The organism is Streptomyces sp. 3211.6 (assembly GCF_003634815.1).
Lineage (GTDB): Bacteria > Actinomycetota > Actinomycetes > Streptomycetales > Streptomycetaceae > Streptomyces > Streptomyces katrae_A.
Genome location: NZ_RBXC01000001.1, coordinates 4,352,040 through 4,367,449, shown reverse-complemented (window position 1 = coordinate 4,367,449; position 15,410 = coordinate 4,352,040). Strand labels below are relative to the sequence as shown.

General features: G+C 72.9%; 18 protein-coding genes. 4 read left to right on the top strand and 14 right to left on the bottom strand.

Annotated features, from left to right (window positions below; all coding sequences use genetic code 11):
* Positions 1–16: 16 nt before the first annotated feature.
* Positions 17–616, bottom strand: coding sequence for an AmfC protein (locus tag BX286_RS20210; RefSeq protein ID WP_079431858.1), 600 nt, complete (start codon positions 614–616; stop codon positions 17–19).
* A gap of 133 nt (positions 617–749) precedes the next feature.
* Here BX286_RS20210 and dtd point away from each other — a divergent pair, with 133 nt between their 5' ends.
* Entirely contained in the window at positions 750–1,175 is a 426-nt protein-coding gene (dtd, locus tag BX286_RS20205) for a D-aminoacyl-tRNA deacylase (RefSeq protein ID WP_042801357.1), read from the top strand.
* 24 nt (positions 1,176–1,199) lie between these two features.
* Here dtd and BX286_RS20200 read toward each other — a convergent pair whose 3' ends face one another.
* The 13 genes from BX286_RS20200 to BX286_RS20140 form a co-directional block, all read right to left on the bottom strand.
* Positions 1,200–2,168, bottom strand: coding sequence for a folate-binding protein YgfZ (locus BX286_RS20200; protein ID WP_121015746.1), 969 nt, complete (start codon positions 2,166–2,168; stop codon positions 1,200–1,202).
* A 71-nt stretch (positions 2,169–2,239) separates the two neighbouring features.
* On the bottom strand, positions 2,240–2,677 hold the full coding sequence (locus tag BX286_RS20195; RefSeq protein WP_079428998.1) for a Fur family transcriptional regulator: 438 nt from the start codon (positions 2,675–2,677) through the stop codon (positions 2,240–2,242).
* A 75-nt stretch (positions 2,678–2,752) separates the two neighbouring features.
* The gene (locus BX286_RS20190; protein WP_079428997.1) at positions 2,753–3,325 is read right to left on the bottom strand and encodes an FABP family protein; all 573 of its coding nucleotides are present in this window, start codon (positions 3,323–3,325) and stop codon (positions 2,753–2,755) included.
* Positions 3,326–3,602: 277 nt separating this feature from the next.
* Entirely contained in the window at positions 3,603–4,667 is a 1,065-nt protein-coding gene (locus BX286_RS20185) for a hypothetical protein (RefSeq protein ID WP_261993475.1), read from the bottom strand.
* Positions 4,664–5,506, bottom strand: a complete 843-nt coding sequence (locus tag BX286_RS20175; RefSeq protein ID WP_079428996.1) for a hypothetical protein — start codon at positions 5,504–5,506, stop codon at positions 4,664–4,666. Before BX286_RS20175 ends, BX286_RS20185 begins: the two co-directional genes overlap by 4 nt.
* Positions 5,503–6,297, bottom strand: a complete 795-nt coding sequence (locus tag BX286_RS20170) for a hypothetical protein (protein WP_121015743.1) — start codon at positions 6,295–6,297, stop codon at positions 5,503–5,505. Before BX286_RS20170 ends, BX286_RS20175 begins: the two co-directional genes overlap by 4 nt.
* Positions 6,298–6,411: 114 nt before the next feature.
* A complete protein-coding gene (locus BX286_RS20165) occupies positions 6,412–6,678 on the bottom strand; it encodes a DUF3099 domain-containing protein (protein ID WP_079428994.1) in 267 nt (88 codons plus the stop codon).
* 128 nt (positions 6,679–6,806) lie between these two features.
* Positions 6,807–7,097 (bottom strand): DUF1416 domain-containing protein, encoded by a 291-nt coding sequence (locus tag BX286_RS20160; protein ID WP_045950396.1) that lies wholly within the window; start codon positions 7,095–7,097, stop codon positions 6,807–6,809.
* 82 nt (positions 7,098–7,179) lie between these two features.
* On the bottom strand, positions 7,180–8,025 hold the full coding sequence (locus BX286_RS20155) for a sulfurtransferase (protein ID WP_079428993.1): 846 nt from the start codon (positions 8,023–8,025) through the stop codon (positions 7,180–7,182).
* Positions 8,026–8,222: 197 nt separating this feature from the next.
* The gene (locus tag BX286_RS38045; protein WP_398898896.1) at positions 8,223–8,306 is read right to left on the bottom strand and encodes a putative leader peptide; all 84 of its coding nucleotides are present in this window, start codon (positions 8,304–8,306) and stop codon (positions 8,223–8,225) included.
* Positions 8,307–8,467: 161 nt separating this feature from the next.
* Positions 8,468–9,187 (bottom strand): DUF2993 domain-containing protein, encoded by a 720-nt coding sequence (locus tag BX286_RS20150; RefSeq protein ID WP_079428992.1) that lies wholly within the window; start codon positions 9,185–9,187, stop codon positions 8,468–8,470.
* A gap of 153 nt (positions 9,188–9,340) precedes the next feature.
* Positions 9,341–10,609: a hypothetical protein gene (locus BX286_RS20145; protein WP_121017695.1), complete on the bottom strand. Its 1,269-nt coding sequence runs from the start codon at positions 10,607–10,609 to the stop codon at positions 9,341–9,343.
* Positions 10,610–11,334: 725 nt separating this feature from the next.
* Positions 11,335–11,589, bottom strand: coding sequence for a MoaD/ThiS family protein (locus tag BX286_RS20140; protein ID WP_079428991.1), 255 nt, complete (start codon positions 11,587–11,589; stop codon positions 11,335–11,337).
* 470 nt (positions 11,590–12,059) lie between these two features.
* On the opposite strand from BX286_RS20140, the gene BX286_RS20135 reads away from it, so the two are divergent.
* The 3 genes from BX286_RS20135 to BX286_RS20125 all read left to right on the top strand — a co-directional run bounded on the left by BX286_RS20135 (position 12,060) and on the right by BX286_RS20125 (position 15,367).
* Positions 12,060–12,851, top strand: coding sequence for a response regulator transcription factor (locus BX286_RS20135; protein ID WP_079428990.1), 792 nt, complete (start codon positions 12,060–12,062; stop codon positions 12,849–12,851).
* 74 nt (positions 12,852–12,925) lie between these two features.
* The gene (locus BX286_RS20130) at positions 12,926–13,948 is read left to right on the top strand and encodes a LacI family DNA-binding transcriptional regulator (RefSeq protein ID WP_042812372.1); all 1,023 of its coding nucleotides are present in this window, start codon (positions 12,926–12,928) and stop codon (positions 13,946–13,948) included.
* Positions 13,949–14,083: 135 nt separating this feature from the next.
* On the top strand, positions 14,084–15,367 hold the full coding sequence (locus BX286_RS20125; protein WP_121015740.1) for a S1C family serine protease: 1,284 nt from the start codon (positions 14,084–14,086) through the stop codon (positions 15,365–15,367).
* The last annotated feature ends 43 nt before the right edge of the window (positions 15,368–15,410 follow it).

Genomic DNA, 15,410 nt, shown 5'->3' with positions numbered 1-15,410 from the left:
GCCTCCGCTGCCGCGGCTACGCCAGCAGGTCGTCCACCTGCGCCTCGCCCTCCCGGTAGCGCCGGGTGATCTCCGCGCTGGAGTCGTCCGCCGTCCGCTGGAGCTGCTGGCGGCGCCGCGAGACCTGCTGCTCGTAGCGGACCAGCCGGGCCATCGCCTCGTGCAGTTCGGCGTCCGTGCGCGCGTCCAGGTCCGACAGCTCCACGTCCGAGAGCATCTCGGCCGCCAGCAGCCGGAACTCCTCGTTGTGCGGGGTGCCGAGCGTGACGTGCCGGGCGGAGGCGCTGCGGCTGGACGGGGCGTCGGCGAGGATCTCCGAGAGCCGGTCCACCACCGGCACCTCGGGGTCCGTCCGGCGGGCGAGCTCGGCGCGCAGGATGTCGATGCGGCCCTGCAGGAGTCTGCGGACGTAGCTGAGGTCGGCCTCGTCACGCTGGGCGTCGCGGCGCAGGGCTCTCAGCTCCGGCAGCCCGAGCGCGGCGGCGGGGGTGCCGGCGGGGGTGGTCAGCCCCTCGGGGTCGCCGGTGCGCTGTGCGGGCGGCCGCACCTGGGGCGCGGCGGCGGCCGCGTCGTCGGGTGCTGCGGGTGCGGGTGCGGAGGTAGCAGAGGTGTTCATCGTTTCGTCGTCCATCCCCTCGACCGGTGCTGGAGGCACCGCCTGCAGGCATGGTGCCACTCTCCGTGGTGCGGACGCAGTCTCACGCCACCCGATCGGCCCCGGACGGGTGCACGCCTGGTACACAGGTGGTATGCGAGCAGTGGTGCAGAGGGTGGACGGCGCGAGCGTCGTCGTGGCCGGCGAGACGGTCGGCGAGATCGTCGGCGAGGGGCTGTGCGTGCTGGTGGGGGTGACCCACGACGACACCCCGGAGAAGGCGGCGGTGCTGGCCCGCAAGCTGTGGTCGGTGCGGATCCTGGAGGCGGAGAAGTCCTGCAGCGACGTGGACGCGCCGCTGCTGGTGATCTCCCAGTTCACGCTGTACGGGGACGCCCGCAAGGGCCGCCGCCCCACCTGGAACGCGGCCGCGCCCGGGCCGGTGGCCGAGCCGCTGGTGGACGAGGTCGTGGCGCAGCTGCGGGCGCTGGGCGCGACGGTGGCGACGGGCCGGTTCGGCGCGGACATGCGGGTCTCGCTGACGAATCACGGCCCGTTCACCATCGTCATCGACGTGTAGGGCGACGTGTAGGGGCGCGGGCCCCTACGGGGCGACGACGACCTCCTGCGCGGCCGGCGTGGTCCCGGCCAGCAGCGGGGCGTCCACCGGAACGTTCCGCTTGACCAGCGCGAGGGCGATGGGCCCGAGCTCGTGGTGGCGCACGGCGGTGGTGACGAAGCCGAGCTGGCGGCCGTCCTCCCCGTCGGCGGCGAGCCGTACGGGCGTCCCGTGCGCGGGGAGCAGCACCTCGGAGCCGTCCAGGTGCAGGAAGACCAGGCGGCGCGGCGGCTTCCCCAGGTTGTGGACGCGGGCGACGGTCTCCTGGCCGCGGTAGCAGCCCTTCTGGAGGTGCACGGCGGTGCCGATGAGGCCGATCTCGTGCGGGATGGTGCGGTGGTCGGTCTCCAGGCCCAGGCGGGGGCGGTGGGCCTCGACGCGCAGGGCCTCGTAGGCGAGGAGCCCGGCGGCGGGGCCGTGCGCGGCGGCGAACTCCTCCAGCCGCTCACGCGGGAGGAACACGTCCCGGCCGTACGGGGTCTCCCGGACGACGAGCTCCTTGTCGGTCTCGGCGATGGAGCCGGCCGGCAGGTGGACGACGGCGAAGTCGGCGGTGCGGTCGGCGACTTCGACCCGGTAGAAGAACTTCATGGACTCCAGGTAGGCGATCAGCGCCTCCTGGGTGCCGGGCTCGACGTGCGCCCAGGTGGTCTCGCCGTCGTCGACGATGTGGAGCTGGTGCTCGATGTGCCCGTTGGCGGAGAGGATCAGCGCCTCGGTGGCCTGCCCGGGCGGGAGGTCCGTGACGTGCTGGGTGATCAGCAGGTGCAGCCAGCTGAGCCGGTCCTGGCCGGTGACGGTGACGACACCGCGGTGGGAGAGGTCGACGAAGCCTCGGCCGTCGGCGAGGGCGCGCTGTTCGCCGTAGAGCTCTCCGTAGTGGGCGGCGACGCCCTCGTCACGGCCTTCGGCCGCTACGGCGCCGGGAAGATGGAGCAAGGGGCTGCTGGTCATGCCACCAAGCCTACGACCCCGTACGGACGGCCCCAGGGCGCACCGGGGGCGCTGGGCGGTGCCGGTGGTGTCTAGGGCTTCTCGTCGCGGCGCCGGGCGGCGCACTCCTTGCAGAGGCCGAAGATGGCGAAGTGCTTCATGTCGGTCTCGAAGCCGAAGGTGGTGCGCAGTTTCGCCGTGAAGTCGGCGGCGATGTCGAGGTCGGCCTCGATCACCTCGGTGCAGTCGCGGCAGACCAGGTGGATGTGGTGGTGCCGGTCGGCGAGGTGGTAGGTGGGGGCCCCGTGCCCGAGGTGGGCGTGGGAGACGAGGCCGAGCTCTTCCAGGAGCTCCAGCGTGCGGTAGACGGTGGAGATGTTGACGCCGGAGGCCGTCTTGCGCACCTCGACGAGGATTTCGTCGGGGGTCGCGTGCTCCAGGGCGTCGACCGCTTCCAGCACGAGCTGGCGCTGCGGTGTCAGCCGGTATCCGCGCTGCCGCAGGTCGCTCTTCCAGTCGGTGGTCACCACCCGGCCAGTGTAAGCGCGCGAAGGGGCCCACGGCCCTGCCGTGGGCCCCTTCGTACACGTACGCGGTCGCTGGGCTCAGCGGAAGAAGGCGATGCCGTCTTCCGGGAGCTCGGGGAGGTTGCGCGCCATGTCGGCGATCTCCTCCGGGGTGACGACCTTCTTCAGCTGCGCGGACATGTAGGGGCGCAGCTCGACCTCGGGGGTCGCCTTCTCGCCGACCCACATCAGGTCGCTCTTCACGTACCCGTAGAGGCGCTTGCCGCCGCTGTACGGGCCGGAGGCGGCGGTGCGGGCCACGGCGTCGGTGACGAGGTCGATCTGCGGCTTCTGGTCGGCGAGCTCGCCGTACCAGACCTCGACCACGCCCTGGTCGCGGACCATGACGATCTCGACCTTGCGGTCCTTGTCGATGCGCCAGTAGCCCGACTCGGACTCCAGCGGGCGCACCTTCTCGCCCTCGGCGTCGAGCACCCAGGAGCGGGAGGTGTACTCCAGGAAGTCCCGGCCGTCGTGGCTGAAGACGACTTCCTGGCCGAAGTTGCACTTCTCCTCGCCGGGGAAGTCGAACACGCCGGCGCCTTCCCAGGTGCCGAGGAGGAAGGCGAGGGGGACGAGACCCGGGTTCAGGTCGGACGGGATCTGGATCATGGTTGGCTGCTCAGGCGATCTGTGGGAGGGGTTCCGGGGCGGTCGGCCGGTCGCTGTTAGCGCTGACCCTGGTAGAGCTTCTTGACGGCCAGGCCGGTGAAGGCCAGGACGCCGACGCAGACCAGGACCAGCAGGGAGGTGAAGAAGGCCTCAAGCACGGGGTGCTCCTCGGAGGATTCGGTTCGGGTGGACGGGCCGGTCCCCAAGCCTACTGGCCCGGGGACCGGCGCACGGTGTGAGGTGGGCCGAACCGGGCCCTCGGGGGTGGGCCGCCGGGTCAGCTCAGCAGCTGCCGCTGGAGGATCACCGCCTGGTGCATCGGGACGGCTCCGGCGCCGCCCTTGCGGTTCTGGAGGATCAGCGCCTGGACGTCTCCCGACTGGACGCACCCGACCCTGGTCTGCTCGTCGCCGAAGGGGACGGATTCCCGGAACACGGAGATGCCGCTGGGGTCGGGGGCGGGCTGGGTAAGGGCCTGCTCCCAGACGCTGTCCGGCTCGATGCCCTTGACCCCGTTGAGATCGGTCCCGCAGCCCGTGAAGGTGTCCGCGAACCCGGAGGCGTGGAAGCGCAGCAGGTAGACCCGGGTGCGGGTGCCGTCCGGCGTGGTCCAGCCGCGGGCGACGATCTGGCGCAGCCCGTTGTCGGCGAACCCCTGCTTCATCTTCTCTCGCGCGGAGGCGTCGTACTCCTCCAGGAAGGTGTCGACGGTGACCGCCGAGTCCTTCTCCAGCTTCAGCCCGGGGTCCGGGGCGGAGCCGACGGGGGCGGGCAGGGTCAGCTGGGTGAGGTCGGCGTAGTGGATGCCGTCCAGGTTGTCCACGGCGAACGGCACCGGCGCGCCGGGCGGCAGGGCCGGCTTGGCCAGGGCCGGGTAGGTCCAGCGGCCGTCGCTCTTCGTGGACAGGCCGGGGACGTCGGTCCGCTCGGCCCGGCTGATCCCGTACGCGGTCCCCGCGCCGGCGGCGGCGAAGACGAGGACGGCGGCGGTCCAGCGCAGCGCCGCGTGCAGCTTGCGGCGGTCCTTGGGGGCGGCTCCGGGGGCCTCGGCCTCGGGAGCCGCGGCGGCCTCCGGGGCCGCGGGGGCCTCCGGGGCCGCAGGGGCCGCGGGAGCTGCGGGAGCCGCGGGGACCGCGGGGGCCTCCGGGGCCGCGGGAGCCTCGGGAGCCGCGGGGTCTTCGGGGACCGCGGGGCCTTCGGGAGCCGTCGGAAGGCCGGCGGGCTCGGGACCCTCCTGGGCCGGCGTGGTGGCGGCCGCAGGCGCCTCGGGGGCCGGCTCCGCCGGGGTGGTGGCCGACGGGGGCGCCGCCGCCGGGTCCGTGGCGGTGTTCTGCTCGGTCACACGGACTCCCCGGGGGACTTCAGGCGGGACAGCTGGTTCTTGAGGAAGCCGGCGGCCTCGAGCTTGGAGAACCCCTGCTCCTTGGGGCCGTAGGCGCGGAGGCTGACCAGCACGTCGCCCTGGACGGCCACGCAGTACAGGGAGTCGATCTTCTCCTTGTTCTGCTCGCCCACGGCCAGCAGGGAGCACTTGGCGTCGGGGTAGCCGTCGACCTTCGGCGCGTCGCGGTCGTCGCCCGTGAGGTCCAGGAGCTTCTTGGTGACCTCCGAGAACGCCCCCACCGCCTTCGGGTCGGCCTGCATGAGGCGGATCTCGACGACCATGCTGCCGCCGGCGGCGGCGTAGGTCCGGGCGGCCAGGCCCTTGAGCCTCAGGTCGGCCAGCATGTCGTCGCGCTTCTTGCGCTCGGTGCCGGACAGCCCTTTGCGGGCCTCCTTGAAGGTCTCGACCGCCTTCTCCCCGGAGGCGAAGTAGTCGTTCCCGTCGGCACCTTGGTCGGGTCCCGGTCCGAAACCGGACGGGACCGGCAGGAGCTTGCCGGTGAGGTCGTTGGCCGGCACCGGCGGGGCGTTCTCGGCCGAGGGCAGCTTGCCGCCGGCCTCGACCCAGTAGGCGGTCGGCGCGGTCCGGTCGGCGTCGGCGAGGGCGGAGGCCGCCCAGATCCCGCCGCCGAGGAGGACTGCCCCGGCCACTGCCGCGGCGATGACGGCGGCCCGCTTGCGGCGGTTCACCACCGGTGCGGGCCCGGCGGGGGCGGGGGTTTCGGGAGCCGGGTCGGCGGTACCGGCCTGCGGCTCGGGCTGGGCCTCGGTCCGGGCCTCGGTCTGCGGCTCGGTCACAGTCGCTCCAGCTGTCGCTTGGCCAGGTCGAGGACGGAACCCTCGTCGATCCCGCCGCCGTGCGTGTCGAAGTAGTGGAGGTCCAGGACGATGTCGCCCCGGCGGACGAGGGCGCGACCCGACCGGACCGGGTAGTACCCGGGCTTCTCCTCGGCCTCCGAATCGACCCAGACGTGCCCGAGCCCCGGGCCCACGCCGGGGACGACGGCCCCGCCGTTGCCGGCGTACTCCTTGTCGGGCATGTACACGGCCTGGCCCCGCTGGTAGCCGTCCGCGCCGGAGAAGTCGCGGAACTGCACGAGCCGGACCTCCACGACCACGTCGCCCTGCTTCCACACCCGCGTGGCGACGCGGCGGATCCCGTCCTGCAGGTGGCCGCGCAGCGCGTGGTCCGCCTCGCGGAATCCCGTCGAGAAGGCGTCGATCGTCTCGTAGCCGTCGGCCTCGACCTTCGCCCCCGAGGGCGCGTCGATCAGCAGCTTCGTGAGGTCGTCGTCCGTCTTGTACCAGCGGTTGGCGTTGATCGACTTGACCGTCGTGGCGTCGTTCGGCGCCTGCGCCTTCGGCGTGGCCGGCTTCTGCTGGGCCAGCGGCGGCAGGGGCGTGGGCTCGCGGTGGTACTGGATCGCGTAGCCCGTGACCGTGCCGGCGAGGGCGCCGAGGACGAGGGCGGCGGCGATCAGGGCCGTCGTGCGGCCACGGCGGCGCGGAGCCGCAGGCGGCGTGTCCGGAATTCCCGGATCGGCCGGAGGAAGTTCCGGCGCACCGGATTCCTGCTGTTCGTGTTCCAAAGGGGTCCCCCCACAGACCTGGAGGCGCGGGAGCGTTCGCCCGCGCACATCCAAGACACCATGGGGCTCAAGGACGTTGTACGCATCCTTATTACGCTTTTATCTCGAACGCGTTCAATCCTCGGGCGGGCGCCGCTTTCCGTCCAGTTCGTCCCACCATTCGTCGGACTTCGGATCCCCCGACGGGTCGTCCCACCAGCGGTCGTCCGGCCCGCGCCGGTTCGCGATCATCGCCGCGACCGGCGGGATGAGCATCGCGACCACGCACAGCGCGACCGCCGCCGGGACCGAGAAGAGGCGTACGAAGGACCAGGCGGAGACGAAGAGGAACAGGCATCCGCCCATGAGCAGGAAGTAGGCGCGCCGACGCCGGGCGTACATACCTCCAGCGTAGGACCGGACCCCGCGAACACAAGGGCGCGGACGGCGCGAAGGGCCGCACCCCGTTCCAGTGGCGTCCAACCCCCTGGGGTGCGGCCCTTCGGCCGGTACAGCGGTGCGGTCGTGCGTCAGACCGCGATGGCGACGTCCGTCACGCCGCCGGCCTCGGCGACCACGACGGCGCGGTCGGCCTGGCCGCCGGGCACCAGCGCCCGCAGCGTCCACGAGCCGGTGGCCGCGTAGAAGCGGAACTGGCCGGTCGCGGAGGTCGGGACCTCGGCGGTGAACTCGCCGGTCGAGTCCAGCAGCCGCACGTAGCCGCTGACGGGCTCGCCGTCCTTGGTCACCTGGCCCTGGATCGCGGTCTCACCGGGCTTGAGCGTCGCGAGGTCGGGCCCGCCGATCTGTGCTCCACACATGTTCTCTGTCCTGTCCTGGAGAGGTTCTGCTGCTGCGAGGGGGCGGACGGGCGGGCGTCGCGTGCCCGCCCCGCCGCGGGGACTACTTGTTGGCGCCGAGCTCGATCGGCACGCCGACCAGCGAGCCGTACTCGGTCCAGGAGCCGTCGTAGTTCTTGACGTTCTCCTGGCCCAGGAGCTCGTGCAGCACGAACCACGTGAGCGCGGAGCGCTCACCGATGCGGCAGTAGGCGATGGTGTCCTTCGCGAGGTCGACCTGCTCGGCCTCGTAGAGGGCGGTCAGCTCCTCGTCGGACTTGAAGGTGCCGTCGTCGTTGGCGTTCTTCGACCACGGGATGTTGCGGGCGCTCGGCACGTGGCCGGGGCGCTGCGACTGCTCCTGCGGGAGGTGCGCCGGGGCGAGCAGCTTGCCGGAGAACTCGTCGGGCGAGCGGACGTCGACCAGGTTCAGGGAGCCGATCGCGGCCACGACGTCGTCACGGAAGGCGCGGATGGAGGTGTCCTGCGGCTTGGCCTTGTACTCGGTGGCCGGGCGGTTCGGGACGTCCTTGCCGTCGACCAGGTCGCGGGAGTCGAGCTCCCACTTCTTGCGGCCTCCGTCGAGGAGGCGGACGTCCTGGTGGCCGTAGAGCTTGAAGTACCAGTAGGCGTAGGACGCGAACCAGTTGTTGTTGCCGCCGTAGAGGACGACCGTGTCGTCGTTGGAGATGCCCTTGGCGGACAGGAGCTTCTCGAAGCCCTCCTGGTCCACGAAGTCACGGCGGACCGGGTCCTGGAGGTCCTTCTTCCAGTCGATCCGGACGGCGTTCGTGATGTGGTTCTTGTCGTACGCGGACGTGTCCTCGTCCACCTCGACGATCACGACGTTGGCGTCGTTCAGGTGGGCCTCGACCCAGTCGGCGTCTACGAGGACGTCGCTGCGGCTCATGGTGATCTCCTCCGGGGCAGTGTGCGGCGGGGCTGTGCTGTGCTGCGGTGGGGCTGGCGTTGCTGTGCGTGCGCCGCTGCCGGCTGTCGCTCTCCTGCCCTGCGCGGGGAGGCGGTCAGGGGGCAGGAGGCAGTGCGGTGCGGTCACGCGGGACGAAGGGCCGTCGGTCCGGCCGGCGGAGCGGGAAGGCTCACGCCTCACTTGGAGCGACAGAGCATGGCGGCGACGCGACACAGGTCTACTGCCCGCCGCTTCGTGAGGTCCGCCTGCTGATGCTTCATAGCCAGGATCGTAGGGAGCAACCGGCCGCCCTGTCACCGGCGTGTCATATGGCGAGACAGGATCGTCCGAATGGCGGGATGAGAAAGCCCCGGGAGGCGACCCTCAGGCCTTCCGGGGCTGCTCGTGCGGCCCGTCCTTCTGCGGATCGGACCGCACTGTCTCACGATCCGGCCAGGCTCACGTCCGTGCCGGTCAGCGTGAGGTGGACGCCGGCCTCGTCCGAGGTCAGGGCGGAGAGCTTCAGACCGGCCGGGAGGCCGTCGTCAATGCGGCGGTCGAAGTCCGTCCGCTTGCGGATCGCGCTCTCGATCCCCGGTATGCCCTCGCCCGGTACGGAGTCCGCGTGGACCCGGACCGTCTTGCCGCCGCCCGGCCCCTGCTTGCCGTCGACGAGCTCGACGGTGGAGATCACGCTGCGGGTGATCGTCCGGCCCAGGAAGTCCACCGACGCGGTGACCTTCAGCTTGCCGGGCCGGCCGCCGTAGGTCAGGGTCGCGCCCGTCTGGGAGGCCTTGGTGAGGTCCGCGTAGGAGATCAGCGCGGTGCCCTCGGCCCGCTTGGCGGTGCCGCCGGTGTAGTTCGAGTTCAGCTTCACGTCGCGGAAGCTGGCGTCCAGCTGGGACAGGCGCGTCTTGCGGCCGTCGGCGGTGGCGTCGACGTCCTTCAGCCGGAGGTCGACCTGGTCGAGCTCGTGGCTGAGGGCCTGGGTCAGGAACGGGAAGCCGTGGATGTCGACCTCGGCGCTGCCGGCCAGGCCCTGGCGGGCCTGGACGCGCTCGGCGAGCCGGTTCTCGGCGTAGTCGACCGCCCACCGGTCGGCGCCGACGAACAGACCCCCCAACACCACTGCGACGATCACCACGAAACGCAGGAAACGCACGTGCCTCCCCCTCCTCATCGGTACGTGCGTTCTAGTGGACCATGATCGTGGTCGGAGCGCCGTGAGCGGGACTTGTGAGCACCGTCTCCCCGGCGCCCACCCGTCCCGCCCGTCTCACCCGCCCCGCCCGTCCCTGGCGTCCTGCGCGGTGCCTCAGCCCACGACCCGGCCGAGCAGGTAGACGGCAGGGGCGGCCACCGCCAGCGGCAGCGCGACACCGGCCGTCATGTGCACGAACTTCGACGGGTAGTCGTACGCCGCCACGCGCAGCCCGACGAGCGCGCACACGCCGGCCACCAGGCCGACCAGCGCACCGCCGGCGCCCAGCCCGACCAGCCCGCCGACCGCGATGCCCGCACCGGCCGCGGCGGCCAGGGAGACGCCCACGGAGGGCGCGGTCGGCAGCGGCAGGGCCCGGGCGAACACGGCGACGGCCACGGCGGCCGCCCCGGCGCTCACCGCGGGCCGGTCGGCCGCGAGGAACCCGGCACAGGCGATGGCCAGCGCGGCCGAGGCCACCGAGGCCATCAGCCCGTACATCCGCTCGTCGGGGTCGGCGTGGCTGCGCAGCTGGAGGACCAGCGTGAGCAGCACCCACACCCCGAGGGTGCCGATGATCGCGCCGGGACCGTACGTACCGTCCACCGCGAGCACCGCGGCGTCGGCGACGAGCGCTCCGGCGAAGGCGAGGGCGATGCCCTGGCGGGCCGGCCACATGCCGTTGAGCCGGAACCAGCCGGCCGAGGTGAGGCCCTGGAGGGCGACCAGCGGCGCCAGCAGCGCGTACTGGCCCAGCGCCGCCGCGGCGGCCAGCACCAGCCCCAGGGCGGCGGTCAGTATGGCCGACTGCGGCCCGGGGTCGATGATCGGCGACCGCCCCTCGGCCCGGGCCTGGGCCGGGTCCACGGCGCGCAGGGTGTTCCCGCCGAGCGTCGGCGGCGACCACTCCGCCCCACCGCCCGCCACGTGCGGCCCGGCCTCCCGCACGGGCGGCAGGTAGGCGGTCTGCGCGGCGGCATCGGCCTGCGGCTCCCGCACGGGCGGCAGGTACGCGGTCTCGGCGGCCGCCACGTCGACCGAAGGCTGCGCATCGCGCACGGGCGGCAGGTACGCGGTCTCCGCAGCCGCCACGTCGACCGAAGGCTGCGCATCGCGCACGGGCGGCAGGTACGCGGTCTCCGCAGCCGCCACGTCGACCGAAGGCTGCGCATCGCGCACGGGCGGCAGGTAGGCGGTCTCGGCGGCCGCCACGTCGACCGGAGGCTGCTGCCCACGCACGGGCGGCAAGTACGCGGTCTCGGCGGCCGCCACGTCGACGGGAGGCTGCGCACCCCGCACCGGAGGCAGGTACGCCGTCTCCGCGGCGGCGTCAGCCGCCGCCGGGGGCTGCGGCTGGGGGTCGCGGAACCACGACTCGGGCACTGCGGCCCCCTGCGGCTGCGCGGGACCCGGGTACGGCGGCAGGTACGCGGTCTCGGCCGCGTCGGCGGGCTCCCGCACGGGCGGCAGGTACGCGGTCTCGGCCACGGCGTCCGCGGCGCCCGGCCAGGGCGAACCCCCGCCGGCCGACTGCGACGGCTCGGACTCCCGCACCGGCGGCAGGTACGCCGTCTCGGCCACGGCGTCCGGCGCTGCCTGAGCCTGCGGCCGGGCGTCGCGGAACCACGCATCGGGCAGGGCCCCGGCCTGCGGCTGCGCCTGCTGCCCCGGATACCCGGCGCCACCGCCGGACGAGGCGTCCGGCCACGGCACACCACCGCCACCGGTCGCCTGGGGCGCCGGGGGCTGCGGCTGCGGATCGCGGAACCAGGACTCGGGCACGGCGGCGGCCTGCGGCTGCGCCTGCTGCCCCGGGTACGCGGCACCGCCCCCGGCGGAGGCGTCGTGCCACGGCACACCACCGCCGGCACCACTACCCCCGGCCTGCTGCTGCCAATCCTGCTGCCCCTGCGGAGCAACCGGCTGTCCCTGCGGAGCAACCGGCGGGGCCGCCTGCCCCGGCACCGAGCCGAGCGGCGGCTGCACCGGCTGGTACCCGGTCTCCCAGGTGTCGGCCTGCCAGGTCTGCGTGCTGTACGGGTCCTGCTGCGCGGCGGCGGCCTGCTGCTGCCGGCGCTGCTCCTCCTCGGGAGTGCTCATCGCCGCGCTCACCCGCCCGCGAACGGCGGGAGCACCTCGACGGTGCCCCCCTCGGTCAGCAGGACGCCGTCGTGCGGGCGCTTGCCCACGGGATCGTCGTTCACGAGGAAGGAGCAGCGCTGCAGGACCCGGGTCAGTTCCCCCGGGTGGCGTTCCCGCACTGCGTCGAGCGCCTCGGCCAGTGTGCGTGCCGAGTACGGCTCCTCCGCCGTCCCGGCCGCGGCCTTGGCCGCCGCCCAGTAGCGGATGGTTCCGGTTGCCACTGCAGCTCCTATCGTGTCGGACTCCGTCAGATCTCTACCGTCGGCCTCCATGATGACGCCTCTGGCTCGTCACCCCGGCGTGCCTCCGCGCGCCGTCCGTGCGCCCGGGCGGCCCGCTGGGGTTCCACCGATCCGGTGAAACCAGGGCATACGCAGGAGGAAGGCGTGGCGCGAACCACAGAATGCGGTGCATGGCGGCCCTCGGCCCCGAAAGGGCGGGTGGGCTATTCTGGCGGCGTAGAGGATCCGGGCAACGTAGCCCCCGGGTCCTTTTGTGCTTTCAGTACGTTGAACGGACCGAGAACAGTGGTATCCATCCGGACCTCAGGGCGCGGGGACCGGACGGCATGCCAGGCAAGTCGTACGAAGCCGTACCACGCACGTCCTCGACGGGACCGAGGAGGAACCGACGTGATGGACCAGCGAAGCAAACAGGAGCACGACCATCCGACCCGGGCAGGTGGTCGGGCGTGAGCTCTCTCCTGCTGCTGACCAACGCCCTGCAGCCGTCCGCCGAGGTGCTGCCCGCACTCGGACTGCTGCTGCACAACGTCCGGGTCGCCCCGGCCGAGGGACCGGCCCTGGTGGACACGCCCGGGGCCGACGTGATCCTCGTCGACGGCCGCCGCGACCTGCCGCAGGTGCGGTCGCTGTGCCAGCTGCTGCGGTCCACCGGACCCGGCTGCCCGCTGATCCTCGTCGTCACGGAGGGCGGCCTCGCCGCCGTCACCGCCGACTGGGGCATCGACGACGTACTCCTCGACACCGCCGGCCCGGCCGAGGTCGAGGCGCGGCTGCGGCTGGCCACCGGCCGCCAGCAGCTCGGCTCCGACGACTCCCCCATGGAGATCCGCAACGGCGACCTTTCGGTCGACGAGGCGACGTACTCCGCCAAGCTCAAGGGCCGGGTCCTGGACCTGACCTTCAAGGAGTTCGAGCTCCTGAAGTACCTCGCCCAGCACCCGGGGCGGGTCTTCACCCGCGCCCAGCTCCTCCAGGAGGTCTGGGGCTACGACTACTTCGGCGGCACCCGGACGGTGGACGTCCACGTCCGGCGGCTGCGCGCCAAGCTCGGACCCGAGCACGAGTCGCTGATCGGTACCGTCCGCAACGTCGGCTACCGCTTCGTCACCCCCGAGAAGGTCGAGCGGGCGGCGGCGGAGGCGGCGGCCAAGGCCGAGCGGAAGAAGGCCCCGGCCGAGGCTCCCGCCGAGGCGCCCGCCGAAGCGCCGGCCGAGACCCCGACGGCCGTCCCCCATTAGGAGGAGGCGCTGTGACCATCCACTCTCCAGGACGCCCTGCCCAGAGGTAGGTCACCCCGCGTAGACTTCCGCGCGTGGCCAAGGTGACGCGGGATGACGTTGCACGACTTGCGGGTACGTCTACCGCCGTCGTGAGCTACGTCATCAACAACGGACCCCGGCCGGTCGCCCCGGCCACGCGCGAGCGTGTCCTCGCCGCGATCAAGGACCTGGGCTACCGCCCGGACCGGGTCGCCCAGGCGATGGCGTCGCGGCGTACCGACCTCATAGGCATGATCGTCCCGGACGCGCGCCAGCCGTTCTTCGCGGAGATGGCGCACGCGGTCGAGCAGGCCGCCGCCGAGCGCGGAAAGATGGTCCTGGTCGGGAACTCCGACTACCGCGACGAGCGCGAGGTCCACTACCTGCGGGCGTTCCTCGGGATGCGGGTGTCCGGGCTGATCCTGGTCAGCCAGGGCATGAGCGAGCGGGCGGCGTCGGAGATCGAGGCCTGGGACGCACGGATCGTGCTGCTGCACGAGCGTCCCGAGGCCATCGACGACGTGGCCGTCGTCACGGACGACATCGGCGGCGCCCAGCTCGCGACCCGGCACCTGCTGGAGCACGGGCACGAGTACGTGGCCTGCATCGGCGGCATCGAGAACACCCCGTCCGTCGGCGACCCGGTCGCCGACCACGTCGAGGGCTGGCGCCGGGCCATGCTGGAGGCCGGACGGTCGGTCGAGGGCCGGGTCATCGAGGCCCCCTACAACCGCTACGACGCGTACCGGGTCGCCCTGGAGGTCCTGGCCCGGCCGGACCGGCCGACGGCGATCTTCTGCGCGACGGACGACCAGGCGATCGGTGTGCTGCGGGCCGCGCGGGAGCTGCGGATCGACGTGCCCGGGGAGCTGGCGGTGGCCGGCTTCGACGACGTGAAGGAGGCGGCGCTGACGGACCCGCCGCTGACGACGGTCTCCTCCGACCGCCCGGCGATGGCCCGCGCGGCGGTGGACCTGGTCCTGGACGACGCCCTGCGGGTGGCGGGGTCGCGCCGGGAACGCCTGAAGCAGTTCCCCTCGGCCCTGGTCATCCGCCGCAGCTGCGGCTGCCGCTAGCCCGCCGCGGGGCTCCTGGGGCGGGGCCCCGGGAGCCGGGTCCGGGGCTCGCCTTATATCGGGCATACACGGTTCTGTCGGGCTTCTCAGCCGGGACTCAGGAAGCTCTCATGATCCGCGGACAGAGTCATAGACATGACCGACAGCTTCCGCCGCGAAGGCGAGTACCCGCAGGAGAACCGCCCGGCCCCGCACTCGCCCTTCGGCGAGCAGTGGCAGCGCGGTCGTGACCGGCTGGCTCAGGACGCGATGGGCGGCGGGTCCTACCCGCCCCCGCCCGCGTACCCCCCGGCCGCCCCCGCCCCGGGATGGCACGAAGCCCACCAGCCACCGGCGGCGACGGTCGTCCCCGGCGAGCCCGTTCCCTCCGGGGACGGCAACGACGGCCACGGCGGCCACCACGGCGGCCACGGCGGCAACGCCGACGGCTGGGCCCACTGGGGCGGCGCGGCCCCCGCCGCCCCCGCCCCGGCACCCCGCGCCAAGCGCCCCGTCGCGCTCCTCGCCGCCGTCGCCCTCGCGGCGGCCGTGGTCGGCGGCGGGACGGCCGCCGCCGTGCAGCAGTTCCTCGGGCAGAACGGGACCGGCGGAGCCGGCTTCACCGGCACCAACGTCTCCCAGTCCAGCAACGGCACCGTCTCCGGCGTGGCCGAACAGGTCAGCCCCTCCGTCGTCCGCATCGACACCCGCACCGGCTCCGGCCAGGGCACCGGCTCCGGCATCGTCCTCACCGCCGACGGCGAGATCGTCACCAACAACCACGTCGTCAGCGGCGCCTCCGAGATCCAGGTGACGATGAGCGACGGCAAGAAGTACAACGCCCGGACGGTCGGCACCGACCCCGCCAAGGACCTCGCCCTGATCAAGCTCCAGGGCGCGAGCGGCCTCAAGGCCGCCAAGCTCGGCAACTCCGACAACCTCAAGGTCGGCGACCAGGTCGTCGCCATCGGCTCCCCCGACCGCCTCACCGGCACCGTCACCAGCGGCATCGTCTCCGCGCTCGACCGCGAGGTGAACGTGCCCAAGTCCGAGGAGCAGCAGCCGCAGCGCCGCCAGGGCGGCGGCGCGGGCGGCGGCTGGCCGTTCTCGTACGACGGCCGGCAGTTCAACGGCAACACCGGGTCGGACACCACCTCCTACAAGGCCATCCAGACCGACGCCTCCCTCAACCCCGGCAACTCCGGCGGCGCCCTCGTCAACATGAACGGCGAGATCGTCGGAATGCCGTCCGCGATCTTCTCCCCGGCCAACGACAGCTCCAGCGCCGGCAGCGTCGGCCTCGGCTTCGCCATCCCCGTGAACACCATCAAGGGCGACCTCGCCGGCCTCCGCAAGGGCGGCAGCGGATCCGGCGGCAGCTCCGACGGGAACGCGAACGGCAGCACCGGCAACGGCAACGGGTTCGGCATCTCCCTCTGATCCTTCTGACACCCTGGGACGGGACCGGGCCGGACCGGCCGGG